The sequence below is a fragment of the Pseudomonas putida genome (assembly GCF_028682635.1).
Classification (GTDB): Bacteria; Pseudomonadota; Gammaproteobacteria; order Pseudomonadales; family Pseudomonadaceae; genus Aquipseudomonas; species Aquipseudomonas putida_AE.
Window position 1 is genome coordinate 1 of sequence record NZ_JANHLK010000005.1, and the last position, 24500, is coordinate 24500.

General features: G+C 61.5%; 18 protein-coding genes, 1 tRNA gene and 1 pseudogene. 11 read left to right on the forward strand and 9 right to left on the reverse strand.

The window, feature by feature from the left end:
- Positions 1-116 precede the first annotated feature (116 nt).
- Genes NPS56_RS07670 through NPS56_RS07680 form a run of 3 tightly spaced genes read left to right on the forward strand, consistent with a single transcriptional unit; the run spans position 117 to position 3682 of the window.
- A complete protein-coding gene (locus NPS56_RS07670; RefSeq protein ID WP_274074141.1) occupies positions 117-776 on the forward strand; it encodes a paraquat-inducible protein A in 660 nt (219 codons plus the stop codon).
- Positions 763-1386: a paraquat-inducible protein A gene (locus NPS56_RS07675; RefSeq protein WP_274074142.1), complete on the forward strand. Its 624-nt coding sequence runs from the start codon at positions 763-765 to the stop codon at positions 1384-1386. The genes NPS56_RS07670 and NPS56_RS07675 overlap by 14 nt, the downstream gene beginning before the upstream one ends.
- Entirely contained in the window at positions 1379-3682 is a 2304-nt protein-coding gene (locus NPS56_RS07680) for a PqiB family protein (protein ID WP_274074143.1), read from the forward strand. The genes NPS56_RS07675 and NPS56_RS07680 overlap by 8 nt, the downstream gene beginning before the upstream one ends.
- A gap of 185 nt (positions 3683-3867) precedes the next feature.
- On the opposite strand, the gene mksF is transcribed toward NPS56_RS07680, so the two are convergent.
- The 3 genes from mksF to mksB are packed head-to-tail and all read right to left on the reverse strand — an operon-like array spanning position 3868 to position 8673.
- Entirely contained in the window at positions 3868-6708 is a 2841-nt protein-coding gene (gene mksF, locus NPS56_RS07685) for an Mks condensin complex protein MksF (RefSeq protein WP_274074144.1), read from the reverse strand.
- Positions 6705-7406 (reverse strand): Mks condensin complex protein MksE, encoded by a 702-nt coding sequence (mksE, locus tag NPS56_RS07690; RefSeq protein WP_274074145.1) that lies wholly within the window; start codon positions 7404-7406, stop codon positions 6705-6707. The genes mksF and mksE overlap by 4 nt, the downstream gene beginning before the upstream one ends.
- Positions 7396-8673, reverse strand: a complete 1278-nt coding sequence (gene mksB, locus NPS56_RS07695; RefSeq protein ID WP_274074146.1) for an Mks condensin complex protein MksB — start codon at positions 8671-8673, stop codon at positions 7396-7398. Before mksB ends, mksE begins: the two co-directional genes overlap by 11 nt.
- 221 nt (positions 8674-8894) lie before the next feature.
- On the opposite strand from mksB, the gene NPS56_RS07700 reads away from it, so the two are divergent.
- Together NPS56_RS07700 and rimI are read left to right on the forward strand one after the other, a co-directional pair.
- Positions 8895-9635 carry an energy transducer TonB gene (locus NPS56_RS07700; RefSeq protein ID WP_274074374.1) on the forward strand — a complete coding sequence of 247 codons (741 nt, stop codon included), beginning with the start codon at positions 8895-8897 and terminating at the stop codon, positions 9633-9635.
- A complete protein-coding gene (gene rimI, locus NPS56_RS07705) occupies positions 9628-10080 on the forward strand; it encodes a ribosomal protein S18-alanine N-acetyltransferase (RefSeq protein ID WP_274074147.1) in 453 nt (150 codons plus the stop codon). Before NPS56_RS07700 ends, rimI begins: the two co-directional genes overlap by 8 nt.
- Before the next feature lie 107 nt (positions 10081-10187).
- Here rimI and NPS56_RS07710 read toward each other — a convergent pair whose 3' ends face one another.
- Positions 10188-10592: a serine kinase/phosphatase gene (locus tag NPS56_RS07710; RefSeq protein WP_274074148.1), complete on the reverse strand. Its 405-nt coding sequence runs from the start codon at positions 10590-10592 to the stop codon at positions 10188-10190.
- 169 nt (positions 10593-10761) lie between these two features.
- On the opposite strand from NPS56_RS07710, the gene can reads away from it, so the two are divergent.
- Entirely contained in the window at positions 10762-11406 is a 645-nt protein-coding gene (gene can / locus NPS56_RS07715) for a carbonate dehydratase (RefSeq protein ID WP_274074149.1), read from the forward strand.
- A gap of 74 nt (positions 11407-11480) precedes the next feature.
- On the opposite strand, the gene NPS56_RS07720 is transcribed toward can, so the two are convergent.
- From NPS56_RS07720 to NPS56_RS07730, 3 genes and pseudogenes are all read right to left on the reverse strand, one after another.
- Entirely contained in the window at positions 11481-12653 is a 1173-nt protein-coding gene (locus tag NPS56_RS07720; protein WP_274074150.1) for a hypothetical protein, read from the reverse strand.
- A 153-nt stretch (positions 12654-12806) separates the two neighbouring features.
- Positions 12807-12986: pseudogene (locus NPS56_RS07725) on the reverse strand (hypothetical protein); the annotation flags it as partial.
- Positions 12987-13039: 53 nt separating this feature from the next.
- On the reverse strand, positions 13040-14458 hold the full coding sequence (locus NPS56_RS07730; protein WP_056853286.1) for a short-chain fatty acid transporter: 1419 nt from the start codon (positions 14456-14458) through the stop codon (positions 13040-13042).
- Positions 14459-14659: 201 nt separating this feature from the next.
- On the opposite strand from NPS56_RS07730, the gene NPS56_RS07735 reads away from it, so the two are divergent.
- Both NPS56_RS07735 and ddlA read left to right on the forward strand, forming a co-directional pair.
- A complete protein-coding gene (locus NPS56_RS07735; protein WP_274074151.1) occupies positions 14660-15973 on the forward strand; it encodes an MFS transporter in 1314 nt (437 codons plus the stop codon).
- A 252-nt stretch (positions 15974-16225) separates the two neighbouring features.
- Positions 16226-17320: a D-alanine--D-alanine ligase gene (gene ddlA, locus NPS56_RS07740; protein ID WP_274074152.1), complete on the forward strand. Its 1095-nt coding sequence runs from the start codon at positions 16226-16228 to the stop codon at positions 17318-17320.
- A 52-nt stretch (positions 17321-17372) separates the two neighbouring features.
- On the opposite strand, the gene ggt is transcribed toward ddlA, so the two are convergent.
- On the reverse strand, positions 17373-19205 hold the full coding sequence (gene ggt, locus NPS56_RS07745; RefSeq protein WP_274074153.1) for a gamma-glutamyltransferase: 1833 nt from the start codon (positions 19203-19205) through the stop codon (positions 17373-17375).
- Between the two features lie 153 nt (positions 19206-19358).
- Between ggt and NPS56_RS07750 the strand changes: the two genes are divergently transcribed.
- Positions 19359-20468 (forward strand): DUF2817 domain-containing protein, encoded by a 1110-nt coding sequence (locus tag NPS56_RS07750; protein WP_274074154.1) that lies wholly within the window; start codon positions 19359-19361, stop codon positions 20466-20468.
- A 170-nt stretch (positions 20469-20638) separates the two neighbouring features.
- Here NPS56_RS07750 and NPS56_RS07755 read toward each other — a convergent pair.
- Positions 20639-20715: transfer RNA gene (locus NPS56_RS07755), tRNA-Met, on the reverse strand.
- Positions 20716-20957: 242 nt separating this feature from the next.
- Between NPS56_RS07755 and NPS56_RS07760 the strand changes: the two genes are divergently transcribed.
- The gene (locus NPS56_RS07760) at positions 20958-22175 is read left to right on the forward strand and encodes an MFS transporter (RefSeq protein WP_274074155.1); all 1218 of its coding nucleotides are present in this window, start codon (positions 20958-20960) and stop codon (positions 22173-22175) included.
- Between the two features lie 100 nt (positions 22176-22275).
- Positions 22276-24477 carry an OsmC domain/YcaO domain-containing protein gene (locus tag NPS56_RS07765; RefSeq protein ID WP_274074156.1) on the forward strand — a complete coding sequence of 734 codons (2202 nt, stop codon included), beginning with the start codon at positions 22276-22278 and terminating at the stop codon, positions 24475-24477.
- Positions 24478-24500: the final 23 nt, after the last annotated feature.

Sequence of the window (24500 nt, forward strand, 5' to 3'; positions counted from 1 at the left end):
CATGCAGGTAGGGGTTTTGTCTTTGTCCGCGAGAAAGACTCGTGCACAAATTGGCACAGTTATTTTTGATTCATGGCACTAGAATAGGCCCAACTTTTTCGGAGTCAGAGCGTCATATGCCAGATCCGGTTGACACCTCAAAGCTGTCAGAATTACCGCTAAGCGATTTGGTGGCATGCCATGAGTGCGACTTGCTGTTGCGCAAGCCCGAGCTCGCCCATGGCGAGAAAGCCCTGTGCCCGCGATGTGGTTACGAACTCTATGCCCATCGATACAACGTCGTGCAGCGTAGTCTCGCCCTGGTGATTGCTGCACTGCTGTTGTATATCCCGGCGAACTTTTTACCCATCATGCAACTCAACCTGCTCGGGCAATCATCGCAAGACACGGTCTGGAGCGGGGTTGTCGCGCTGTTCGATACAGGCATGCAAAGCGTTTCAGTCATTGTGTTCCTGTGCAGCATGGCGATTCCGTTGCTCAAGCTGCTCTGCCAACTGGTGGTGTTGCTGAGCATCCGTTTTGACGTCGGGCGTAGCTACGGCTTGCTGCTCTACCGGATTTACCACCATTTGCGGGACTGGGGGATGCTCGAGGTTTACCTCATGGGCGTACTGGTGGCGATCGTCAAGCTGGCAGATATGGCAGCAATGACCATCGGCCTGGGCCTGGCATGCTTCATTGGATTGTTGTTGGTTCAGGTCTGGCTGGAGGTCGTGATGTCTCCTCACCAGATCTGGCAGGCTTTATCAGGAGAGGATGCCCATGCGGGCGATTGATGCAGGCATTCTGATTTGCGCGGAATGCCATGAATTGAACAAGCAGGAAGCTGATACCGACGAACAGGTCTGCACTCGCTGCGGCGCGCTGGTGCATGCCCGCCGCCCGAACAGTTTGACGCGGACCTGGGCGTTGCTGATCACCGCCGCCATTCTTTACATACCGGCCAATCTGCTGCCGATCATGACCGTGAGCTCCCTGGGCAAGGGTGATCCGAGCACCATCATGTCCGGAGTGATCGAACTGGTTCAGCACGGCATGATTCCCATCGCCGCGGTGGTGTTTATCGCCAGCATCATGGTGCCCACGTTCAAGCTGGTGGGTATCGCACTGTTGCTGTTTTCCGTGCAGCGCCACCAGCCACTCTCGGCCCGCCAGCGAATATGGATGTACCGCTTTATCGAGTTCATCGGCCGCTGGTCGATGCTCGATATCTTTGTGATCGCCATCCTGGTGGCGCTCGTGAATTTTGGACGGCTTGCCAGCATCGAAGCCAATCTTGGCGCCATCGCGTTCGCCAGCGTAGTGATTCTGACGATGCTTGCCGCAGTAACTTTCGATCCCCGACTGATTTGGGATAACACGGAGTCGGACGACGACCATGACTGATTTGCCCGTAGCGAAAACCCGACCGGCCTCGAACTGGTCTGCCATCTGGATTCTGCCCCTGATCGCCTTGATCATCGGCGGCTGGCTTGGCTGGCGTGCCTACAACGAAACCGGTATCGAGATTCAGGTACGTTTCGAAAGCGGTGAAGGTATCCAGGCCAACAAGACCGAAGTCGTTTATAAGGGCATGTCGGTCGGCAAGGTGAAAACCCTCAAGCTTGATGACGAAGGCAGCTCCAAAGGTGTGATCGCGACCGTCGAGATGAACAAGGACGTGGAGCCATACCTGCGCACCAGCACGCGCTTCTGGCTGGTCAAGCCGAGCGTGACGCTGGCCGGTATCACCGGCCTGGAGACGCTTGTTTCGGGTAACTATGTCGCAGTCAGTCCGGGTGAGGGCGAGCCTACCCGCAAGTTCAAGGCCCTGGCCGAGGAGCCGCCGCTGTCCGACGCCCAGCCAGGCCTGCACCTGACGATCAAGGCCGATCGCCTGGGTTCGCTGAACCGTGGCAGCCCGGTGTTCTACAAGCAGATCAAGGTCGGGCAGATCAAAAGCTACGTGCTATCAGAAGACCAGAGTACGGTTGAACTCAAGGTCTTCATCGAGCCGACCTACGCCAAGCTGGTGCGCAAACACACGCGCTTCTGGAACGCCAGCGGCATCAGCATCGACGCCAACCTGTCCGGGGTAAAAGTACGCAGTGAGTCCCTGGCCAGTATTGTGGCTGGCGGTATTGCGTTTGCCACGCCTGAAAACCGCAAGGACAGCCCGCCGACCGATCCGAGCCTGCCGTTCCGTCTGTATGAGGACTTCGACGCGGCCGCTGCCGGTATCAAGGTCAAGGTCAAGCTGACTGACTTCGAAGGCTTGCAGGCTGGCCGTACGCCGGTGATGTACAAAGGCATCCAGGTCGGCACCCTCAAGGCGCTCAAGGTCGATCCCGATTTGTCCGGTGCCAGCGCCGAGTTGACGCTGGACCCGCTGGCCGAGGATTACCTGGTCGATGGCACCCAGTTCTGGGTGGTCAAGCCGTCGATCTCCCTGGCGGGCATCACCGGCCTTGAAGCACTGGTCAAGGGTAACTACATCGCCGTGCGTCCGGGGGACAAAGGCGCCGCGCCGCAACGCGAGTTTGTCGCACGGCCCAAGGCGCCGCCGCTGGATTTGCGTGCCCCGGGTCTGCACCTGGTGTTGTTCACCGATAACCTCGGCTCGCTGGAAGTGGGCAGCCCGGTGCTCTACAAGCAGGTCAAGGTGGGCTCGGTCCAGAGTTATCAGTTTTCGCGCAAGAAGAAACAGCTGGTGATTGGCGTCCATATCGAGAAGGAATACGAAGACCTGGTCAACGCCTCCACTCGATTCTGGAATGCCAGTGGCATCACGTTGACCGGGGGGCTGACCGGCGGGATCCAGGTCAAGAGCGAATCGTTGCAAAGCCTGATGGCGGGCGGCATCGCCTTTGAAACACCGGAGGCCAAGGCGCCCTTGCAGAAGCGCATCCCGCGTTTCCGCCTGTTCGCCAGCCATGAGCTAGCCAACCAGAAAGGCACGGTGATCACCCTCAAGGTCGACCGTGCCGATGGCCTGCATACCGGCACACCGATCCGCTTCAAGGGGCTGGATGTCGGCAAGATCGAAGACGTCGATCTGAGTGACGACCTGCAGTCGGTGCTGCTGACGGCGCGGATCGATGAAGTGCCGGAGCGCATCGCGCGCGTCGGCAGTCAGTTCTGGGTGGTCAAGCCCGAGCTGGGGTTGATCAAGACGTCCAACCTGGAAACATTGGTCACTGGGCAGTACATCGAGGTGCAACCGGCTGCGAAGAACCTGGGGCCGCAGAAAAACTTCGTGGCGCTGGCCAGTCCACCGGAAACCGCCAGGCAGGAAGCCGGCTTGAGCCTGGTGTTGAGCGCTCCTCGCCGTGGTTCGCTGAAACCCGGGGTACCGGTGACTTATCGCGAAATCACCGTGGGCAAGGTCACGGGTTACGAGCTGGGGCAGACGGCTGATCGAGTGTTGATCCGCATCCTGATCGAGCCGAAGTACGCGCCATTGGTACGCAGCGGCACACGCTTCTGGAACACCAGCGGTTTTGATTTCGATGTTGGCCTGTTCAGAGGGGCAACGGTGCGCACCGAGTCGCTGGAGACGATGATCCAGGGCGGTGTTGCCTTCGCTACGCCAGACGGCGAGCGCATGGGCAACCCGGCGCGGCCGGAGCAGACGTTTGCGCTGTTCGACAAGTTCGAAGAGGAATGGCTGACCTGGGCGCCGAAGATTCCGCTCGGTAAGTAACAGGGAGTATGTGGCGTCAGTGATGACGCCATCGCCAGCAGGCTGGCTCCCACAATGGACTTATGTACACCGGTCCACTGTGGGAGCGGGCTTGCTCGCGAAGAGGCCCTGAAGAGCACTGAAAGAACCACAAAAAAAGGCCGCGATCCATTGGATAGCGGCCTTTTCGCATCTAGCGGTTCAACTCAAACCGCATCCAGCTCCGGCTCATCCGCTTCGACATTCACTGACGCCTTCACCGGTTCGTGACGACGGATGTACTTCCAGTCCTCCTCATCGATGTAGATGCCCGCCGGGCCGCTGCCGCCTTCCAGGTCGATGGCGACACTGGCGCAAACCTGCGGCTTCACACTCGCCAGGATCGGCACGAAGCCCAGTTGCAGGCTGGTTTCCAGCAAGGCCGCTTGGTTCTTCTCGTCGATGTCCGCGGCCTCGTCGAGGTAGTACGGCAAGCGCACACGCCCGGCCAGGTCGCGGTCCATCAAGTGCAGCAACAAATACATGTTGGTCAGCGCCTTGATGGTCATGGTGGTGCCGTTGGACGCGGCGCCGTCGATGTCGGTGTGGATCACCGGCGATCCGTTGACCTTGGTGATCTCGAACGCCAGCTCGAACAAGTCCTTGAGGCCGAGCTGGTTGTGGTTTGCCGCCACCAGCCGCGCCAGGTATTCCTTGGCCTCTTCGTTCTTGTTGTCCTGCTCGGCGCTCTGGCTGAGGTCGAAGACCGACAGCGTCTCGCCTTCTTCATACTGGCCGGCGCTGTGGATGATCTGGTCGATGTGCTTGAGTGCTTCCTTGTTCGGCGCCAGCACGATGCGGAAGCTTTGCAGGTTGGACACCTGGCGCTTGTTGATCTCGCGGTTGAACAGCGCCAGTTGGTGCTCGAGGCTGTCGTAGTCGCTGCGGATGTTGCGCAGGGTCCGGGCGATGTCGGTCACGGCCGCTCGACGGGCCTTGCCCAGGGTCAGGGCTTCGTCAGTGCGGTGTGCGTACGCGTTGATCAACAGTGACAGGCGACGTTCCATATCGTCTTCGCTGTCGAACTTGGCCACGCCCTTGAGGCGCACCTGGGCGTACAGCGCCTCGATCTGCCCGTCGGCGCGCAGCAGGCCCTGCCAACTGTCCTGATAGTCGTTGAGCAGTGGCAGCAGGTTGTCCATCGAGTCGTCGACCGGGTCCATGAACGGCGTGCCGAACGGCAGGTCCGCCGGCAACAACTGACGGCGGCGCAGGGCGTCGTCGAGGGTGCGCTGCTTGGCTTCCATGTCGCCGATCTGGCGGCCGACCAGTTGCAGCTTGGCCGACAGTTGCTGGACACGCTCGGTGAAGGCATCGCTGGAACGCTTCAATTCGTCCTGGGCGGCTTCCATCTGCGCCAGCTGTTCGAGCTTGTCGCCTTCCTCTGCGCTCAGGGTTTGCGCGCGGCGGAAGTCTTCCAGCGCTTTCTGCGCATCCAGCACTTGCTGGTACAGCGCTTCGGTCTGGGTCTTGCTCGCGGCGCGGTCGGCGGCCACGGCCTGCTGGGTTTTCAGTTGCTTGAGTTCTTTTTCCAGGCGTTCCTTCTGATCGCGAAGCGCCGCGCGGTCGGCCAGGGCTTGCAGGGCCGGTGGCTCGATGTGCGAGATGTCGATGGACAGGCCCGGCACTTCGAAGCGCTCGCCCTTGAAACCATCGAGGATCAGTTCCACGGATTTCACCCAGTCGCCATTCTCGTCCAGGCTGATGCCGTGTTCACCCAGTGGCAGGCTGAACAGTGCGCTGTTGAACAGGCGCATCAGGCGCTCGACGTCCTGCTGCGAGAATTCCTCGCGCAGGCGGGCGTAGCTGTTGTTGTCGGCGTGGTCGAGTTGCTGCTTGACCGACTTCAGGCGTTTTTCCAGGTCGCGCAGGCGTTCTTCCAGGTCCTCGGCGCTGAACTGACGCGATTGCGCCAGGGCACCTGCCAGCTCGTCGTGGGCGTCCTTGGCCGCGAGCAGTTGTTGCTCGAGCACCTTGACGTCATCGATCAGCGCGAAGCGATGCTTGAGCACCGACAGCTCGCCGAGCCAGCGTTGGATGCCGGTGATTTCCCGCTCCAGGCGCATCAGCTCCTGGGTGCCGCCACGTTGATCGTTCTGCAGGGCGTCCTGCTCGTGGCGATAGTGCTCGGCCTGGAGGGTCAGCTCTTCCTTGCGGGCACTGGCGTAGTCCGACCAGGTGCCGAGCAGGGAGTCGAGCAGCGGCGAGATCCGGTGCAGCTTGCCGCGCAGGATGTCGCGCTGCTTCACGCCGTTGGCCAGGGCTTCGACCAATGGGCCGGCGGCCACCAGCGAGTGGTAGTCCTGTTCCATGCGTCGTACATCACGGAAGGCTTCTTCGCACGCGGCGATGTAGTCGACGCTACCGGAGCGCAAGCTGTGCTCGAAGGCATCGAGGAACAGTTGCTTGAGCTTGGCCGCGGTGATTTCGCGCATGTGCAGCAGGTTGATGAACAGGGCGCGGAAGGTCTTCAGGCTTTGTTCGCTGGTGGAGCGCAGCGGGATCAGGGTCAGGTCCAGCGGAATCGAGGTGTGGCCACCGACCAGCAGGCGCCGCAGTTCATCGGGCTTGAGTTCGTAGGCTTTCAGGCCTTCGCGCTCCAGGTTGCTGAACAGCTCTTTCTGGCGCAGGCAGGTGTCGTTTTTCTGATAGTGCGCCAGGTCCAGCTGACCGGCATAGGCGAAGAACTGGTGACCGAAGCCGCCACCCGGGCCACGTCCGACCACGCCGATCACGTGAGGACCGTGGGGCAGGTTCACTTCCACCAGGATGTAGCTGGTGTCGGAGGCGAAGTAGAAACGCCGGGATTGTTCCAGGCTGTACTTGCCGAAGCTCATGTCCGACATGCGCGCCAGGATCGGGAACTGCAACGCATTGATCGAAGCGGATTTACCGAGGTTGTTCGCGCCGTAGACCGACAGTGGCTCTTCCAGCGGGAACAGGCCGAGGCTGTAGCCGGCGGTGTTCAAAAGGGCAAAGCGGCGGATGCCGTAGCGTTCCTTGCTCATGCGTCGAGCTCCTGTTCTTCGGCAATGGCGCGGGCCAGGGCGTCTTCTTCGCTTTCATCGGAAAATTCGGCGAGGTCGAGCGGGTCGTCGGTCTGCAGCAGTTTTTCGTCACTGTCTTCGTCGATCAGCACGGGTACCGGCAGTGGCAATACGCTGTGCAGGCTGGCCGCCAGGTCACGGTCCTGCTGCACCGACAGGCACACATCGAGGAAGCGGTGCATCGGCGGCAGGAAGCGGTACACGCCGTTTTCTTCGCCGGCGAAGCCAAGCTGGGTCATGCGCCGCATGATCTTTTCTTCCAGCTCATCCTGGGTCTGCACTTCAGCCTGGATGAACAGGTCGCGGTATTTTTCCAGCAGCGAGGGCAGTTCATCGCGACCGAGGCTGCCGCCGTCGAGTACGGCGATCGGGTCGCGGCCCTGGTCGGCCAGGTGCTCGACGAGGATGAAGGTGAACAGCGCCAGGCGCTGGGCGGTCTTGTTCACCGTCGCCGCAGCCCCGTCCGGCACGAAGTAGTAGAAACCACGGGTGTCGCAGACCAGTTCAAAGCCCAGGGCCTTGAACAGCGTGCGGTACTGGTCCTGGAAGTTCGACAGCTGCGCATACAGCTCAGGATCGCGGCGGCTGACGTGGTAACCCTTGAACAGCTCGCGAAAGATCGGTGCCAGCTGGGACAGTTCGGAAAGATCAAGATGCATTGGGGGTGCTCGCAGAATTCTCGATGGCGTCGTCGCCGACCGAGAGCAGGGCGAAGGAGCGCAGGCTGACCTGGTGCTCGTGTGTGTGGTACTCGCGACGTTCCAGGCGTTCGCGCTTGAAGCGTTTTTCCCGGGACAGGCGCGAGAACCAGTACAGCAATTCGTCGGTGGCGCCGTCCGGTTCCTGCTCCAGCAGCCAGGTCATCAGGTCCGGCATCGGCAGGGCGTCTTCGCAGCGTTCGAGCATTTCACGAACCGTGCGTGGCGCACGCGGGGCTTCGCCTTTCTGGGTCTTGTGGGCCTTGGGGAAGCGCGCCGGTTTCGGTTCGAATCGGGCCAGGGCGTACACGTAGGCCTCGACCTGGCTGGCGCTGCCGAGGAAGGTGCTTTGCGGCCGGGTGAACAACGGCATGGCTGCCTGCGGCACGGCATCGATGCCTTTGCGACGAATGGCCGCCAGGGCCAGTGCTGCGCCACGGGTGACGGCGTTGTGACGACGCGCCTCTTCCCGCAGCGGCAGCAACAGTTCGCGCGCGTGACGCAGGGTCAACTGGGCACTGGTCTGCATTTCGAGGATGCGCGCGTGGGTGCGCAGCAGCATGTCGTCGTCGACCAGATGACCGAGGCGTTGCTGTTCGGAGAGCATCTTCAGCAGCACGGTTTCGACCTTGCGCACGCCTTGTTCGAAGGCGCCGTCGGCGTTCACCAGATCGATCATCGGCTCGACGTATTCGTCCCAGGTCGCCAACACCTCGGCGTAACGCTGGCGCAGCGGAATCTGTCGGTCGCTGGTTTTCGCCCTTTCGGCGACGGCCACCAGTGCCTGTTCGTCGTTATCGAGTTTTTTCAGTACATCGCGAACCCGCATGTCGAGCAGGCGTAGCTGGCGGGCCAGGTCGTTGCCGTCGCGGATGTCGAAGGCGTCCTGGATGTAGCCGGCCAGACGCTCGAGATGGCGCAGATAGGCTTCGATTTCCAGGCATAGGCCCAAACGGTGTTCACGGCGCAGGTAGGCGAGAAAGTCGTGGATTTGCGCGTTGAGCTCGAAACGGTTCGGGCTTTTCGCCACGGGAACCAGGATATCGAGGCGAATCCACACGTCCAGCAGGCTGGTGATGTCCTGCGGAGAACTGTCGAGTTGCTGGGCGGCCAGTTGCATGCGCAATTCGTTGAGGCTCAGGGTGCCTTGGTCGAAATGCTCACACAGTGGCTCCAGAAGTGCCCAGTGTTCAGCGAGGGCGCGCAAGACGCGCTTGGGTTCGATCATCGGAATGGCCGGCTGGTTGGCGATTAAAAGCGGCGATTGTACTGCATCGAGGGCGTATCGATTCACTCTCGGGACGGGCTGTCGCTTTTTCTATATGAGAAGTCTATCGATCAACAGCGGGCGATCTTGTGCGAAGGGCGGTAGAATCGGCGCACTTTTAGTTATCCACAAGTGGCCGACCTTTGCTTATCGAGTCCCGTCGTCGCGCTTATTTGAACGCCATGCAGGTGGTCAACTGGCTGCCGCGCACCGAATTGCCCTTTGCCGCCCCGTCGCGGCCCGAGCTGCTGGAACCGCCCGAGCCGCTGGTCGCTGCGCCCGTAGCACCTTTACCTGTGGTCGAAGCGCCCGCTGCGCCTGCGGTAAAACCGGCCGAACGGGTGAAGATCGAGGTGCCGCGGCCATCGTTGGCGAGCACGCGCACCGGCGCCAAACCTGAGGTCGAGGAAGCCCCGGTAGTCGCCAGGGTCGCGCCCGTGCCGCCACCGCGCTTCGCCCTGCAACTGCTGCGAGCCGGCCGCTGCCTGCTGCTGGTGGAGTTACCCACAGGCGAAGCGTTCCAGGCCCGCGATCCCGCGTATCTGCTGCTCAAGGACATGCTGCGCGCCGCCGGTCTGCCGGACAGCCCGCAGATCGTCGGCGAGCCGGTACGCTGGCCGCTGCTGGTGCGCGGGACGATGGACCAGGGCCCGGAGGCGGCCCGTGATTTTGTCCAGGGTTTCCTTTCGGTGCGCATGGAAGAGGCGCCATGTGCCTGCCTCTGGCTGATCGGCCTGCCCGCGGTGCGATTTGCCGGTGAGGCGGACGCTGATGCATTCAACCGCGAACTGCAGATCGAAGGTCTGGGCTCGGCCTGGGCGGTACCGGGCCTGGAATTGTTAATGGAAGAGCCACAGCGCAAGGCCGCCGTGTGGCAAGCCATGCGTCGGCTGATGGCGCGCTGGAATGAATCGAATGAGTGACGCTGTATCGTTCCGCCCGATGACCGAGGCGGACCTGGAAACTGTTCTGAAGATCGAGTACGCGGCCTACAGCCATCCCTGGACCCGCGGGATTTTTCTCGATGGCCTGGGCAAGTACCAGATCTGGCTGATGTTCGAAGGCCAGCAGCAGGTGGGCCATGGGGTGGTGCAGATCATTCTGGACGAGGCGCATCTGCTCAACATCACCGTCAAGCCGGAAAACCAGGGCCGCGGCCTGGGTTTGACGTTGCTGGAGCACTTGATGGCGATCGCCTACAAGGCCGACGCCCGGGAATGCTTCCTGGAAGTGCGCGACAGCAATACCGCGGCATTCAAGTTGTATGAGCGCTATGGCTTCAATGAGATTGGGCGGCGACGGGATTACTACCCGGCGGTCGGCGGGCGTGAAGATGCGGTGGTGATGGCCTGCACCCTCGTCGATTGATCACCGTAGATGCCCTTGTAGGAGCTGCCGCAGGCTGCGATCTTTTGATCTTGATTTTTTAAGAGCAAAAGATCGCAGCCTTCGGCAGCTCCAGGTTAATCCGCAGATCAGCGTTTTCTGTCCAGCGGATCACGTTGCGCCATCTCCGCCTCATCCAACCCATTGCCCCCACCAATGTCATCTTCATCGACAATGCTCAAGTCCCAATCGGCCTGGTCACCGTCACCCGTTTCCTGGGCATCCCGGGCACCGTCTTCACGAATAAGCGTTTCCGGGCTCATGTCGTCATCGGTGGGTTCATGGTCATCGGTCGATGCGCCCGTCATGCCGGCTTCACGCACGCGCTCCTCGGGCATCAGTGTTTCGCGTTCCTTTTGCGGCAATTCATCGCCGATTTTTGCGCTGGGTTCGTCCGCGTCAAAATCCAGCTCATGTACCGAGCCCATGCGGTCTTCGTTATCATCGATGGGTTCCGGTTGCACCGCATCGTACGGACGTCGTGAATCAGTCATGGCAATTCCTCATACTGTTAGCCTTACTAGGGTGGACCCACTGGGTTGCAGAGAATTCAACCGGCATGGAGTGCCATGGGCAGGTATCAGCGTGGCAACTGCATAACGCGCGTGACCCCGACGGGCGGTTGTCTGTCAAACCTGCGCACCATTACCGAGGCTTCATTGCATGAACGAATTACAAGATCTGATCGATAACAACGAGCGCTGGGCCGACGCGATCACCAAAGAAGATCCTGACTTCTTCGCCAAGCTGGCTCGTCAACAAACCCCGGAGTACCTGTGGATCGGCTGTTCCGATGCGCGGGTGCCGGCCAACGAGATCGTCGGCATGCTGCCGGGCGACCTGTTCGTGCACCGCAACGTGGCCAACGTGGTGTTGCACACGGACCTCAATTGCCTGTCGGTGATCCAGTACGCGGTGGACGTGCTCAAGGTCAAACACATCCTCGTGACCGGTCACTATGGTTGTGGCGGCGTGCGCGCCTCGATGCAGGATCGCCAGTTCGGCCTGATCGACGGCTGGCTGCGGTCGATTCGCGATCTCTACTACGAGAAGCGCGAAGAGCTGGCCAAACTGGCCACCGAAGAGGAGCAGGTCGACCGCCTCTGCGAACTCAACGTGATCCAGCAGGTGGCCAACGTCGCCCATACCAGCATTGTGCAAAACGCCTGGCACCGCGGGCAAAGCCTGTCGATCCATGGTTGCATCTATGGCATCAAGGACGGTCGCTGGAAAAGCCTGAACACCACCATCAGCGGTTTCGAGCAGTTGCCGCCGCAGTACCGACTGCGTCCGGTCGAGACCCAGTAAAGCCCTTCAGCACAGCGTGCGCCGACGCCGGTGTTGCAAAAACACCTGGCCGTCGGCGACTGCCGTTCATCGGGTTACAGCGCCGGAGCCGGGATCGCCGGGGCTGGCGCTGGTGCCTTGAGCAGTTTGAGCTGGGCCTTGATCGAGGCGGTCGCACATTTGCCCGCGGCCTGTGCGGTCGTCAGCTTGCGGATCGAGGTGTAGAACAGCGCACAGGTCTTGTCGGCCTGGGCCACTTGCCAGGTCTGGGTGCAGCTTTTTAGCTCCACATCAGGATTGCTGTCCGGTTCACGGCCCATGGCGGCCTGCCAGCACGCGACACTCAAATCCTGGGCCATGACTTTCAGGCCCGCGGTATCGGCCTGGCCCTGGGCATCCTTGCCGGTGTAGCTGGCCGGATCGGCGGCGTACCAGATGTAGCTCGGATGGTTGGCGCCCAATACCGGTACCTTGACCCCGTCGACCGGGCTGATCGTCACCAGGCTCAACACGTTCATGGTTGGCCCGTATTGCTGCTTGACCCAGTTACGCACCGGTACACCGAAGGCCACCATGGGCAATGCCATGCCGCTGGCGTGCTGGGTGACCTGCTTGACCATGGTGGTCTGGTAGTCCTTGAAGTAGTCGTAGACGCCTGCCAAGTCCTTGCCGGCGTTGGACGGCGCAGCAATCGGGGCGATATCGATGATCGTCTGGTAGCCCGGCGTCTGCTCGGCCGGAATGCCATTGACGGTCAGCAGCGTGGCCCAGCGATCCGAGGTGGCCGATTTCAGGTAATCCTGGGCCTGGGTCAGCGAATAATCGGGCGGGAAGTGCAACAGTTCGACGCTTCTGCGGTTCTCCAGCGCCATGCCCAGCGGCAGGAAAAAATACCAGCTGTAGCCCCACTTGCCGTCGGCGTTCAGTTTGCTGGCGCCGTTGTAGGCCAGGTCGCCGGCGTCCAGCAGTGCTGCCAAGGGCTTTTCATAGCCATTGGGGACACCGGTTATTTCGGCATGCAGCTGACCGTTATCGGTTTTCACCAGCACCTTCGCTTCGCCATAGCCATCGCGCTGCACGCTTTGAGTCAGGTAATGCTCGACGGTCTGCTCCAGCGTCCAGTTGCGATAGCAGATCACGTTGCAGTTGTTGGGGTAGGCGAAGAGGCGGGTAACGCGTTCGGTACTGCCCAGTTTCAGGGCGACATCGGCGTGGGCAGCGGTACTCAGAGTGAGGGCCGCGAGGGTGAGTCCGGCGAGTTTAAGCATGCTCAGATCCTTTTCAGCGGGGTCGCGATACCAAGATCGCACGTCATACTGGATCAACACAATGATGCAGAAAAACAGGCCTCCCGCATTTTTTTTTCAAGCCTGCGATCCAGCCCGCGATCAGTGTTTGCGGGCTGGCGAGAGGTCAGGCAATCACAATAGCCGCAGCGCCAATTGGCTGCCGGCGCGCAAGTATTCAGCCTGTGCGGTCACCGCATCCTTGACGATGGCCTCACCGGTATCGCTCAGCCTGGCTTTTTTGGCATCGATGACGGCGCTCTGCAGTAACTGCATGGCGACATCCATCGCTTTCTGAAAGGCCGTCACATTGTTCTCCCTGGTCCGACCCGCTGATACGGGAGAACCAGGAAAAACTGGCCGTGCCCTTACGGCATCACTGGTGGCGTATACGCCAGCGTCGTCCCCAGTGCCCACAGCAACAGCAGCACCAACGGCGTGTGCACCAGCAACTGAACGAACGAGAATCCGATCAAGTCCCGCGCCTTCAACCCCAGCACGCCCAGCAGTGGCAGCATGTAGAACGGGTTGATCAGGTTGGGCAGGGCCTCGGCGGCGTTGTAGATCTGCACGGCCCAGCCCAGGTGGTAGTTCAGGTCGTTGGCCACTTGCATCACATACGGCGCTTCGATGATCCACTTGCCGCCGCCGGACGGAATGAAGAACCCCAGGATCGCCGAGTACACGCCCATCAGCAGGGCATAGGTGTCGTGGGAGGCAATGCTGACGAAGAAAGTCGAGATGTGGTGGGCCAGGGTCTGCGCATCGGCGCCCTTGACCGTGGTCATCAGCGCGGCGATCGAACCGTACAGCGGGAACTGGATCAGCACGCCGGTGGTGGTTGGCACTGCGCGGGACACCGCGTCGAGGAAGCTGCGCGGGCGCCAGTGCAGGAGGGCACCAAGCATGATGAACAGGAAGTTGTAGGTGTTCAGGCCGGAGATCGCACTGATCGCAGGTTTGGTGGAAAACTCATGGAACAGCCATCCAGCCGCCAGCAGCACCAGCAGGATGGTCAGCAGCGGGCTGTGTTCCAGCCATTCGCCGGGACGGGTGCGCGGTTGCAGCGGTGGCAGGTTGAAGCTCGGGTCGACGCCACAGGCCTCGGCGTCTCGCGCCGTGTTCGGGCCGGGGGCGGTGGCGTAGGCGATGATCAGCGAGATGACGATCAAGGCCAGCAACATGACCCCCGATTGCCAGAGAAAGATCGTTTGGGTGAAAGGAATCACCCCGGTGATCGACAGGATCGACGGCGGCAGGCTGGCCGGGTTGGCCTGCAACTGCGCAGCCGACGACGACAAGCCCAGGGCCCACACCGCGCCCAACCCCAGGTACGCCGCCGCACCCGCGGCGCGGTAGTCCATCTTCAGGTCCGTACGGCGCGCCAGCGCACGCACCAGCAGACCGCCGAACACCAGCGACAGACCCCAGTTGAGCAGCGACGCGACCATGGAGATCAGCGCCACCCAGGCCACGGCGGAGCGACCGTTTTTCGGCAACTTCGCCAGGCGGTCGATCAGCTTTACCGCCGGTGGCGAACTGGCGACCACATAACCGCCAATCACCACGAACGCCATTTGCATGGTGAACGGGATCAGGCTCCAGAAGCCGTCACCAAAGGCCATGGCCGCGTCAGTCGGCTTGGCGCCCATGGCCATGGTGGCCACGGCGACGATGATCACCGCCAGGGCGGCAAACACCCAGGAGTCGGGGAACCAGCGTTCGGCAAAACTTGAACAGCGCAGGGCAAAGCGGGCGGAGCGGGTATCTTCGATATCAGCGGCCACGGGACTACCTCGAATTTTTATGTTTGTTGTGGTCTTCGGGGCCGCAGGGGCCCCACTGGACAGACGCCAACATTAATTCAAGCGCATGCTTTTTGCGGCGCTGTTTTTGCGCCTATGGGACTTTGGTCTAACGGGTTGTCCGCCGGCGCGTTTGCGTAGACCATGGGCGCCTTGGTTTTTGCCTGTGCCAGAGTTCTTTACATGACTGCCAATACCGATCCACGTCCGCTGCCGTTCAGCCGCTCGGACTACAAGACCCTGGGGCTCGCGGCCCTCGGCGGCGCGCTGGAAATCTACGACTTCATCATCTTCGTATTTTTCGCCCTGACCTTGAGCCAGTTGTTTTTCCCGCCGGAAATGCCCGAGTGGCTGCGCCTGCTGCAAAGCTTCGGCATCTTCGTCACCGGGTACCTGGCGCGGCCCCTGGGCGGAATCCTGATGGCGCATTTCGCCGACAGCCTGGGGCGCAAGAAGGTGTTCAGCCTGAGCATCCTGATGATGGCGCTGCCGTGCCTGCTGATCGGGATCATGCCGACCTATGCGCAGATCGGCTATTTCGCGCCGCTGCTGCTGCTGGCCCTGCGCGTGCTCCAGGGCGCGGCGGTGGGGGGCGAAGTGCCGAGCGCCTGGGTATTCGTGGCCGAACACGCGCCGGCCGGCCATCGCGGCTACGCCCTGGGCTTCCTGCAGGCGGGGCTGACCTTCGGTTACTTGCTCGGCGCCCTGACGGCGACGTTCCTGGCGCAGGCCTTCACCCCGGCTGAAATCCTCGACTACGCGTGGCGTTACCCATTCCTGCTGGGCGGGGTGTTTGGCGTGATTGGCGTCTGGCTGCGGCGCTGGCTCAGCGAAACCCCGGTGTTCATGGCCATGCAGGCACGGCGTGAGGCGGCCGTCGAGTTGCCGCTGCGGGCGGTCCTGCGCGAACATCGCCTGGCCCTGCTGCCGGCGATGATCCTCACCTGCGTGCTTACATCGGCGGTGGTGGTGTTTGTGGTCATTACCCCGACCATGATGCAGAAAACCTTCGGCATGACCGCCAGCCACACCTTCGCCCTGAGCGCACTGGGCATCGTTTTCCTGAACATCGGCTGCGTGCTCGCCGGTTTGCTGGTCGATCGCATCGGCGCCTGGCGCACCGTGATGCTCTATAGCCTGCTGCTGCCCTTGGGCATCGGCGTGCTCTATAGCTGCCTGATCAGCGGTGGCAACTGGGTCGGCCTGGCTTACGCGGTGGCCGGCCTGAGTTGCGGGGTGGTGGGCGCGGTGCCGTCGGTGATGGTCAGCCTGTTCCCGGCGCGGATTCGCGTCTCGGGTATTTCCTTCACCTACAACATTGCCTACGCCGCCTGGGCGAGCATTACACCTTTGCTATTGATCGGCCTGATGCCGTGGAGCCCCTGGATCTGCGTGATCTTCTGCGCAGTGATGGGCGCGGTGGGCGTGCTCAGCGCGGCGTATTTCGGCACACGGATGCAGAGCATCGCCGGGTGTCCGGCTGCCGGTGCGGCGTGATAGGCAAGGGTGACTGGCGCGGTTTCCTTATATTTGCAGGGCAATTTTCAAGCGCTCTTCACTGTAGGAGCGAGCTTGCTCGCGATGGAGGCTAACGATTACGCCTGCTTCCTGAATGAACGCAGCGCTTTCAAAACCTTCGCGAGCAAGCTCGCTCCTACAGACCATCGGCGAGCCGCTGGACGCCAAGACCTTGCAGCCGTAACGTGACGGCTATCCGGGTTGCAAGCACATCCACCATGGGGTCAGGCAATGAGTAAACTGCGTGTGGGCGTTATTTTTGGCGGGCGGTCGGCTGAGCACGAGGTGTCGTTGCAGTCGGCGAAGAACATTGTCGATGCACTGGACCGTTCGCGCTTCGAGCCGGTGCTGATCGGCATCGACAAACAAGGCCACTGGCACCTCAACGATCCCTCGAATTTCCTGCTGAACCAGGAAAACCCGGCCCTGATCGCGCTCAATCAATCCAATCGCGAATTGGCCGTGGTGCCGGGTAAGGCCCGTCAGCAACTGGTGGAAACGGCGGGGCCCGAATTGCTGGGCCATGTCGACGTGATCTTCCCGATCGTCCACGGCACCCTGGGCGAAGACGGTTGCCTGCAGGGCTTGCTGCGCATGGCCGATTTGCCGTTTGTCGGTTCCGATGTGCTGGGGTCGGCGGTCTGCATGGACAAGGACATCAGCAAGCGCCTGTTGCGTGATGCTGGCCTTGCCGTCGCGCCGTTCGTCACCCTGACCCGCGCCAGCGCCGCGCGCACGGGTTTCGCCGAGGTCAGCGGCAAGCTCGGCCTGCCGCTGTTCGTCAAGCCGGCCAACCAGGGGTCTTCCGTTGGTGTAAGCAAGGTGACTGACGAAGCCGAATATGCGGCGGCGGTCGAGCTGGCATTGAGCTTCGATGAAAAAGTGCTGATCGAGTCGGCGGTCAAGGGGCGCGAGATCGAATGCGCGGTCCTTGGCAACGAGGAGGCCATCGCCAGCGGCTGTGGCGAGATCGTGGTGCACAGCGGGTTTTACTCTTACGACAGCAAATACATCGACGAAAAGGCCGCGCAGGTGGTGGTTCCGGCCCAGATCAGCGTCGAAGCCAGCGAGCGCATCCGCGCCATGGCCGTCGAGGCGTTCCAGGTGCTGGGCTGCTCCGGCCTGGCGCGGGTCGATGTCTTCCTGACCGAGAGCGGCGAAGTGCTGATCAACGAAATCAATTCGCTGCCGGGGTTCACCCGCATCAGCATGTACCCGAAACTGTGGCAGGCAGCCGGCATGACCTACAGTGAACTGGTCACGCGCTTGATCGACCTGGCACTGGCGAAACACCAGGCCCGGCAGGCGTTGAAAATCAGTCGTTGAGGGGACGCGGGCCTGCCAACGCCCAGGCAGACCCGTTCACGCCGTTAGCGACTCAATCCCCCAATGCTTCCCCCTCACGCCGAGGATCGGCCCCGCCGGCCAGCGAAGCCTTACCCTGCGCATCCTTGACCCGGACAATTGCCTGGGTGCCGCTGGTCATGTCTATTTCATTGACGGCGTGGCCCTTGTCCTTGAGTACCTGGATCAACTTCGCGCTGAACTGCCCGTTCTCCAGTTCGGTCGGGCCATTTCGGCTGCCGAAGTTGGGCAGGTTGATCGCCGCTTGCGGATCGAGCTGCCAGTCGAGCAGGCCGATGGTGGTCTTGGCCACGTACTCGATGATCTGCGAACCACCGGGCGATCCAAGACTGGCGAGGAACTCACCGCTGTGGCGGTCGAAGATCAGCGTCGGGGCCATGGAGGAGCGCGGACGCTTGCCGGGCTCGACGCGGTTGGCGACTTTCTGTCCATTCTCCTCGGGAATGAACGAGAAGTCGGTCATCTCGTTGTTGAGCAGGAAACCCTGGACCATCAGGTGCGAGCCGAAGGCGGATTCGATGGTGGTGGTCATGGACACCGCGCCGCCTGCGTCATCGACCGCCACCACTTGCGAGGTGGAGATGCGCAAGGGCGAGCGGTCTGGCGCGAAAGCGACCTGGATGCCCGGCGGCGTGCCCGGTTTGGCCGTGCCCATGCTGTGCTCGCCGATCAGTGCAGCCCGGCTGGCCAGGTAAGCCGGGTCGATCAGGCCCTTGACGGGCACCGGCACGAAGTCCGAGTCGGCCACGTACTGCGCGCGATCGGCATAGGCCAGGCGCTCGGCTTCGCTGATCAGGTGCACGGCCTCGGCGGGCGGTTCAAAGCCGGCGGTGGTGTTGGTTTTCACCGGTTGCATGGGCGCCAAGGCCCAGCGCTTGTCGCGCGTTTCCAGGGCCTGCAGGGTGCCGAGGATCTGCGCCATGGCAATCCCGCCCGACGACGGCGGCGGCATGCCACAGACCTGCCAGCGTTTGTAGTCGGTACAAAGGGGCGCGCGCTCCTTGGCGCTGTAGTTGGCCAGGTCGCTCAGCGACAGGCTGCCAGGGTTGGCGTGCCCCTGGACCTTGGCCACGATCTCCTGGGCAACGGGCCCTTTGTACAAGGCATCCGGCCCTTCCTTGGCGATGCGTTGCAACACGGCGGCCAAGGGTGGATTTTTCAACAGCGTGCCGGCGGCTTTCGGGCTGCCATCGGCATTGAGGAAATACGCTGACATCTCCGCAGAGCGCCTCAGGGATGAATCCGCGGCGATCAGCCGGTGCAGGCGGGGCGATATGACAAAGCCTTGCTCCGCGAGCGTGATGGCGGGTTCGAACAGCTGCGCCCATGGCAGGCGACCATGTTTTTGATGGGCCAGCTCCAAGGCTCGCAACACCCCCGGGGTGCCCACCGAGCGCCCTCCGATCACCGCCTGGGTGAACGTCATCGGTTGGCCATCGGCCTGCAGGAACAGTTTTTCGCTGGCGCCGGCCGGTGCGGTTTCGCGCCCGTCGTAAGTGCGCACGGATTGGCCGTCCCAGAGCACGATCAACGCGCCGCCGCCTATCCCTGAGGACTGCGGCTCGACCAGTGTCAGTACCGCTTGCATCGCAATGGCGGCATCGATGGCCGAGCCGCCCCGACGCAGCATCTCCCGCCCGGCTTCGGCCGCCAAGGGGTTGGCCGCGGCCGCCATGTGCCGGGAGGCATGTCGAGTCTGCAGGTCGGTGCGATAACCGGACGCGCTTTCCGGTGCAGCCGGCAGCGTCGGGGCCGACGCGTTGTGGCAGGCGCCAAGGGTCAGCGCGGTAATGATCAGCGTGAGGGCAGACAGGCGAACGCGACTCGTGTGGGAGGCTGAGAACATGGGGCACTCCGTCCGTTGGATAAATGTATCGGCGACTGTATCGGCGACCTCGCAGTGACGCAAACCAGAAGGCGCGGTTGCCCTTCATCAATCGACGGATTTTCGGTAGGGTCGTTGCCAGCGATCACGCCAGAAGAACCACAAGAGGCAGCCATGCAGAGCGAGTTTCCCACCCAGCCAAGCTACCGTTCCCAGCGCGAACAATTCCTGGCGGCGGCAACCGCGGCCGGCGCGACGCTGACTGAGTATCCCCATACCCTCAAGGGGCCTTCAGGTGAGGCTCTGGGCACCGATGTGGCGGTACTCGGCGATCCTGGCGCCAAGCGCCTGCTGATCGCGCTGAGCGGCACGCACGGGGTCGAGGGGTTCTATGGCTCGGGTTGCCAGATCAAGTGGCTGCAGGAGCTCGGCAAGCGCACATTGCCGGCCGATGTCGCGGTGGTGATGATTCATGCGATCAATCCCTGGGGCATGGCGTGGCTGCGCAGGGTCAACGAAGACAACGTCGACCTGAACCGCAATCACCTGGATTTCAACGGTGCGTTGCCGGACAACCTGGCCTATGACGCCCTACATGAGATTTACGCCTGCACCCAGTTGCGCGGGCCCGAGCGTGACCGCGCCGATGCCTTGCTCGACGAGCAGATCCGCCTGCATGGCTGGCCTGCGGTCATGTCGATTGTCGAAGGTGGCCAGCATGCGCATGCGGATGGTCTGTTCTATGGCGGGGTAGCCCCCAGCTGGTCGAACCGCACCTTGCAGCAGATCCTGCAAAAGCACGTGGCCCATGCGGACGTCGCCCTGTGTTTCGACTTGCACACCGGTGCCGGGGAGTACGGTCATCCGATGTTGCTGACGATCACCCAGGCGCCGTATCCGGCATTGGCCGATGCGCAGGCGATTTATGGCCCATGGCTCTACACCCTGCACACGGGTGCCGACACCCTCAGCGAAACCGGTGTGGCGGCGACGGCCACCGGCTACACCTCGCAAGCCTTGATCGAGGCGCTACCGCAGGTGCGGTTGATGCCCTTCGTCATCGAGTGCGGGACTTATCCGGGGCCGGAGGTTCATCGGCATCTGCGCGATGACCATTGGTTGCATCTGCACGGTGATGTACACGATGGAGTAGGGCGCGAGATCAAGTTGAGCCTGCTTGAACAGTTCTATCCCGCCGACAGCGATTGGCAGGCCATGGTCTGGTTGCGGACCTGGCAGATCTGGGAGCGGGGATTGACCGTCTTGCCGACGCTTCGCGCCTGAGGCCTGTAGGAGCGAGCTTGCTCGCGATGGTCGTCAACGATGACGCGTGCTGACTGATTAAGCGCGGTGCCCTTGAGACCATCGCGAGCAAGCTCGCTCCTACAAGGGTGCAGCCATTTTCGCGAGGCAAAAAAAAACGGCCTACCTTTCGGTAAGCCGTTTTTAGCACTTGGTGGCTACACAGGGACTTGAACCCCGGACCCCAGCATTATGAATGCTATGCTCTAACCAACTGAGCTATGTAGCCAAGATGGCGCGCATTATTCACCGGTAATGGAGATGCGTCAAGCGTAAATTTAAAATATTTCTCTACACTTTCAACCGCTTATCTTCCCGAGCCGAAAAACCGGAGCGGAGGAGGGCATCGATCGAGCCGAAATCTGCGAAATAGCGAGGTCGTTAGCAGGCTAAGGGGATGGCGCTGCCGCAGCGAAAAATGGCACATTGATGCACCTGCCGGTGTGCATCCCTCTGTTTTTCGGAAATTTCATGGCTATCAGCAACGTTCAGTCCGCCACTGCGGCGGCGCCCGCGTCTTCACAAAGCAGTCCGTTGGTCATGCGCATCATTGGCGCAGTGGCGCTGGCGCACCTGATCAACGACCTGATTCAATCGGTGCTGCCGTCGATCTACCCGATGCTCAAGGCCAACTATGGCCTGACGTTCACCCAGGTCGGCCTGATCACCCTGACGTTTCAACTGACCGCATCACTGCTGCAACCTTGGGTCGGCTACCACACGGACCGCCATCCCAAGCCATGGCTGTTGCCGGCTGGCACGGTCTGCACCTTGATCGGCATAGTCATGATGTCGGTGGTCGGCAGCTTCCCGCTGATCCTGCTGGCGGCGGGCTTGATCGGCATTGGCTCCTCGACCTTCCACCCGGAAGCTTCTCGCGTGGCACGACTGGCCTCGGGAGGGCGATTCGGCCTGGCGCAATCGACCTTCCAGGTCGGCGGCAACGCGGGCTCGGCGTTCGGTCCGTTGCTGGCGGCGGCGATCATCATTCCTTACGGGCAAGGGCATGTGGCCTGGTTCGGCCTGTTCGCGGTGTTTGCCCTGTTCGTGCTTTACCGGATCAGTCGCTGGTACGCCAACCACTTGAACCTGTTCAAGCTCAAGCAGGGCCAGGCAGCGACCCACGGCCTGTCCAAGGGCCGGGTGACCAGTGCGCTGGTGGTGCTTGGGTTGCTGGTGTTCTCCAAGTACTTCTACATGTCCAGCCTCACCAGTTACTTCACGTTCTACCTGATCGAGAAGTTCGACCTGTCTGTGGCCAGTTCGCAACTGCACCTGTTCCTGTTTCTCGGCGCGGTGGCCGCGGGGACCTTCTTTGGCGGGCCCATCGGCGACAAGATCGGGCGCAAGGCGGTGATCTGGTTCTCGATCCTTGGCGTTGCCCCCTTTACCTTGCTGCTGCCCCATGTGGACCTGTTCTGGACCACCGTCCTCAGTGTGGTCATCGGCTTCATCCTCGCCTCGGCCTTCTCGGCCATCGTGGTGTACGCCCAGGAGCTGGTGCCGGGCAATGTCGGGATGATTGCCGGGGTGTTCTTCGGCCTGATGTTCGGTTTCGGCGGGATTGGCGCGGCATTGCTAGGGCACCTGGCGGACATCCACGGCATCGAATACGTGTACTACCTGTGTTCGTTCCTGCCGTTGCTGGGGGTATTGGCGATTTTCCTGCCGCGTACCAAAAAGGCCTGATTACCCACCATGCAGCTGGAAGCTCGAGCTTGCGCGAGACTTCCGGCTGAAAAGCCGGATAATGGCGGCCATTCGTTTGCTCGTTATTCTGGTACCCCGCATGGAAATCAAGGTCAATTTTCTCGACAACCTTCGACTTGAAGCCAAGTTCGATGACTTCACCGTGGTGGCCGATCAACCTATCCGCTACAAGGGCGATGGTTCGGCCCCCGGTCCGTTCGACTACTTCCTGGCTTCGTCGGCGTTGTGTGCGGCTTACTTCGTGAAGTTGTACTGCGACACCCGCAACATTCCCACCGATAACATCCGCCTGTCGCAGAACAATATTGTCGACCCGGAAAACCGCTACAACCAGATCTTCAAGATCCAGGTCGAGTTGCCGGCTGATATCTCCGACAAGGACCGCCAGGGCATCCTGCGTTCCATCGACCGTTGCACCGTGAAAAAAGTGGTGCAGGCCGGGCCGGAGTTCGTGATTGAAGAGGTGGAAAACCTCGATGCCGACGCCCAGGCATTGCTGATGCCGGCTTCCACTTCAGGTTCGGATGCGGGCACCTACATTGTCGGCAAGGACCTGCCGCTGGAGCAGACCATTGCCAACATGTCGGGCATTCTCGCCGGCTTGGGCATGAAGATCGAAATCGCCTCGTGGCGCAATATCGTGCCCAATGTGTGGTCGCTGCATATCCGCGATGCGCACTCGCCGATGTGTTTCACCAATGGCAAGGGCGCCACCAAGGAAGGCGCGCTGGCGTCGGCCTTGGGCGAGTTCATCGAGCGGCTGAACTGCAACTTTTTCTATAACGATCAGTTCTGGGGAGAAGACATCGCCAACGCGGCGTTTGTGCATTACCCGAACGAGCGCTGGTTCCAGCCTGGCCCTAAAGACGAACTGCCGGCGGAGATTCTTGACGAGTATTGCCTGCGGATCTTCAACCGCGATGGCGAACTGCGTGGCTCGCATCTGTTCGACACCAACTCGGGCAATGAAGAGCGCGGCATCTGTTCGCTGCCGTACGTGCGCCAGTCGGACGGGGAGGTGGTGTATTTCCCGTCCAACCTGATCGAAAACCTGTACCTGAGCAACGGCATGAGCGCCGGCAATACGTTGGCCGAAGCGCAGGTGCAGTGCCTGTCGGAAATCTTCGAGCGCGCGGTGAAGCGCGAGATCATCGAGGGCGAATTCGCCCTGCCGGATGTACCCGCCGAAGTGCTGGCGAAGTACCCTGGGATTCTCGCGGGTATCCAGGCGCTGGAAGAGCAGGGGTTCCCTGTGTTGGTCAAGGATGCGTCTCTGGGCGGCGAGTTCCCGGTGATGTGCGTCACCTTGATGAACCCGCGCACCGGCGGTGTGTTCGCCTCGTTCGGCGCGCACCCGAGCCTGGAAGTGGCGCTGGAGCGCAGCCTGACGGAATTGTTGCAGGGCCGCAGCTTCGAAGGCTTGAACGACTTGCCGCTGCCGACCTTCGAAGGTCATGCGGTGACCGAGCCGAACAACTTCGTCGAGCACTTCATCGATTCCAGCGGCGTGGTGTCGTGGCGCTTCTTCAGTGCCCAGTCGGACTACGAATTCGTCGAGTGGGACTTCTCCGGCCAGGGTGAAGACTCCAATGCCGAGGAAGCCGCGACCCTGTTCGGCATTCTCGAAGGCATGGGCAAGGAAGTGTACATGGCGGTGTATGAGCACATCGGTGCAACGGCCTGCCGCATCCTGGTGCCGGACTACTCGGAAATTTATCCGGTGGACGACCTGATCTGGGACAACACCAACAAGGCGCTGTTCTTCCGCGAGGACATCCTCAATCTGCACAGCCTCAACAAGGCCGGCCTGAAGTCGCTGGTCAAGCGTCTGGAAGACAGCGAGCTGGACGACTACACCGACATCACCACCTTGATCGGTATCGAGTTCGACGACAACACCGCCTGGGGTCAGTTGACGATCCTGGAGTTGAAGTTGCTGATCTATCTCGCCTTGCAGAAGTTTGAAGAGGCGAAAGAGGCGGTGGAAATGTTCCTGCAGTACAACGACAACACGGTCGAGCGCGGCTTGTTCTACCAGGCCGTGAACGTGGTGCTGGAAATGGAGCTGGACGAGGACCTGGAGCTGGTCGATTACGAGGGCAACTTCCGCCGTATGTTCGGCAACGAGCGCATGGACGCCGCGATCGGCTCCGTGAACGGCAGCGTGCGCTTCTTCGGCTTGACGCCGACCAGCATGAAGCTGGAGGGTCTCGACCGGCACCTGCGCCTGATCGACAGCTACAAGAAACTGCACTCGGCCCGCGCGAAAGTGGCGAACTGATCCACTTTCATAGCGCTCACAAA

What these genes read in the sequence shown, in the direction of transcription:
- NPS56_RS07670 (WP_274074141.1), top strand. Translation starts at nt 117, where the DNA reads ATGCCAGATCCGGTTGACACCTCAAAGCTGTCAGAATTACCGCTAAGC.
- NPS56_RS07675 (WP_274074142.1), top strand. Translation starts at nt 763, where the DNA reads ATGCGGGCGATTGATGCAGGCATTCTGATTTGCGCGGAATGCCATGAA.
- NPS56_RS07680 (WP_274074143.1), top strand. Translation starts at nt 1,379, where the DNA reads ATGACTGATTTGCCCGTAGCGAAAACCCGACCGGCCTCGAACTGGTCT.
- mksF (WP_274074144.1), bottom strand. Translation starts at nt 6,708, where the DNA reads ATGAGCAAGGAACGCTACGGCATCCGCCGCTTTGCCCTTTTGAACACC.
- mksE (WP_274074145.1), bottom strand. Translation starts at nt 7,406, where the DNA reads ATGCATCTTGATCTTTCCGAACTGTCCCAGCTGGCACCGATCTTTCGC.
- mksB (WP_274074146.1), bottom strand. Translation starts at nt 8,673, where the DNA reads ATGATCGAACCCAAGCGCGTCTTGCGCGCCCTCGCTGAACACTGGGCA.
- NPS56_RS07700 (WP_274074374.1), top strand. Translation starts at nt 8,895, where the DNA reads ATGCAGGTGGTCAACTGGCTGCCGCGCACCGAATTGCCCTTTGCCGCC.
- rimI (WP_274074147.1), top strand. Translation starts at nt 9,628, where the DNA reads ATGAGTGACGCTGTATCGTTCCGCCCGATGACCGAGGCGGACCTGGAA.
- NPS56_RS07710 (WP_274074148.1), bottom strand. Translation starts at nt 10,592, where the DNA reads ATGACTGATTCACGACGTCCGTACGATGCGGTGCAACCGGAACCCATC.
- can (WP_274074149.1), top strand. Translation starts at nt 10,762, where the DNA reads ATGAACGAATTACAAGATCTGATCGATAACAACGAGCGCTGGGCCGAC.
- NPS56_RS07720 (WP_274074150.1), bottom strand. Translation starts at nt 12,653, where the DNA reads ATGCTTAAACTCGCCGGACTCACCCTCGCGGCCCTCACTCTGAGTACC.
- NPS56_RS07735 (WP_274074151.1), top strand. Translation starts at nt 14,660, where the DNA reads ATGACTGCCAATACCGATCCACGTCCGCTGCCGTTCAGCCGCTCGGAC.
- ddlA (WP_274074152.1), top strand. Translation starts at nt 16,226, where the DNA reads ATGAGTAAACTGCGTGTGGGCGTTATTTTTGGCGGGCGGTCGGCTGAG.
- ggt (WP_274074153.1), bottom strand. Translation starts at nt 19,205, where the DNA reads ATGTTCTCAGCCTCCCACACGAGTCGCGTTCGCCTGTCTGCCCTCACG.
- NPS56_RS07750 (WP_274074154.1), top strand. Translation starts at nt 19,359, where the DNA reads ATGCAGAGCGAGTTTCCCACCCAGCCAAGCTACCGTTCCCAGCGCGAA.
- NPS56_RS07760 (WP_274074155.1), top strand. Translation starts at nt 20,958, where the DNA reads ATGGCTATCAGCAACGTTCAGTCCGCCACTGCGGCGGCGCCCGCGTCT.
- NPS56_RS07765 (WP_274074156.1), top strand. Translation starts at nt 22,276, where the DNA reads ATGGAAATCAAGGTCAATTTTCTCGACAACCTTCGACTTGAAGCCAAG.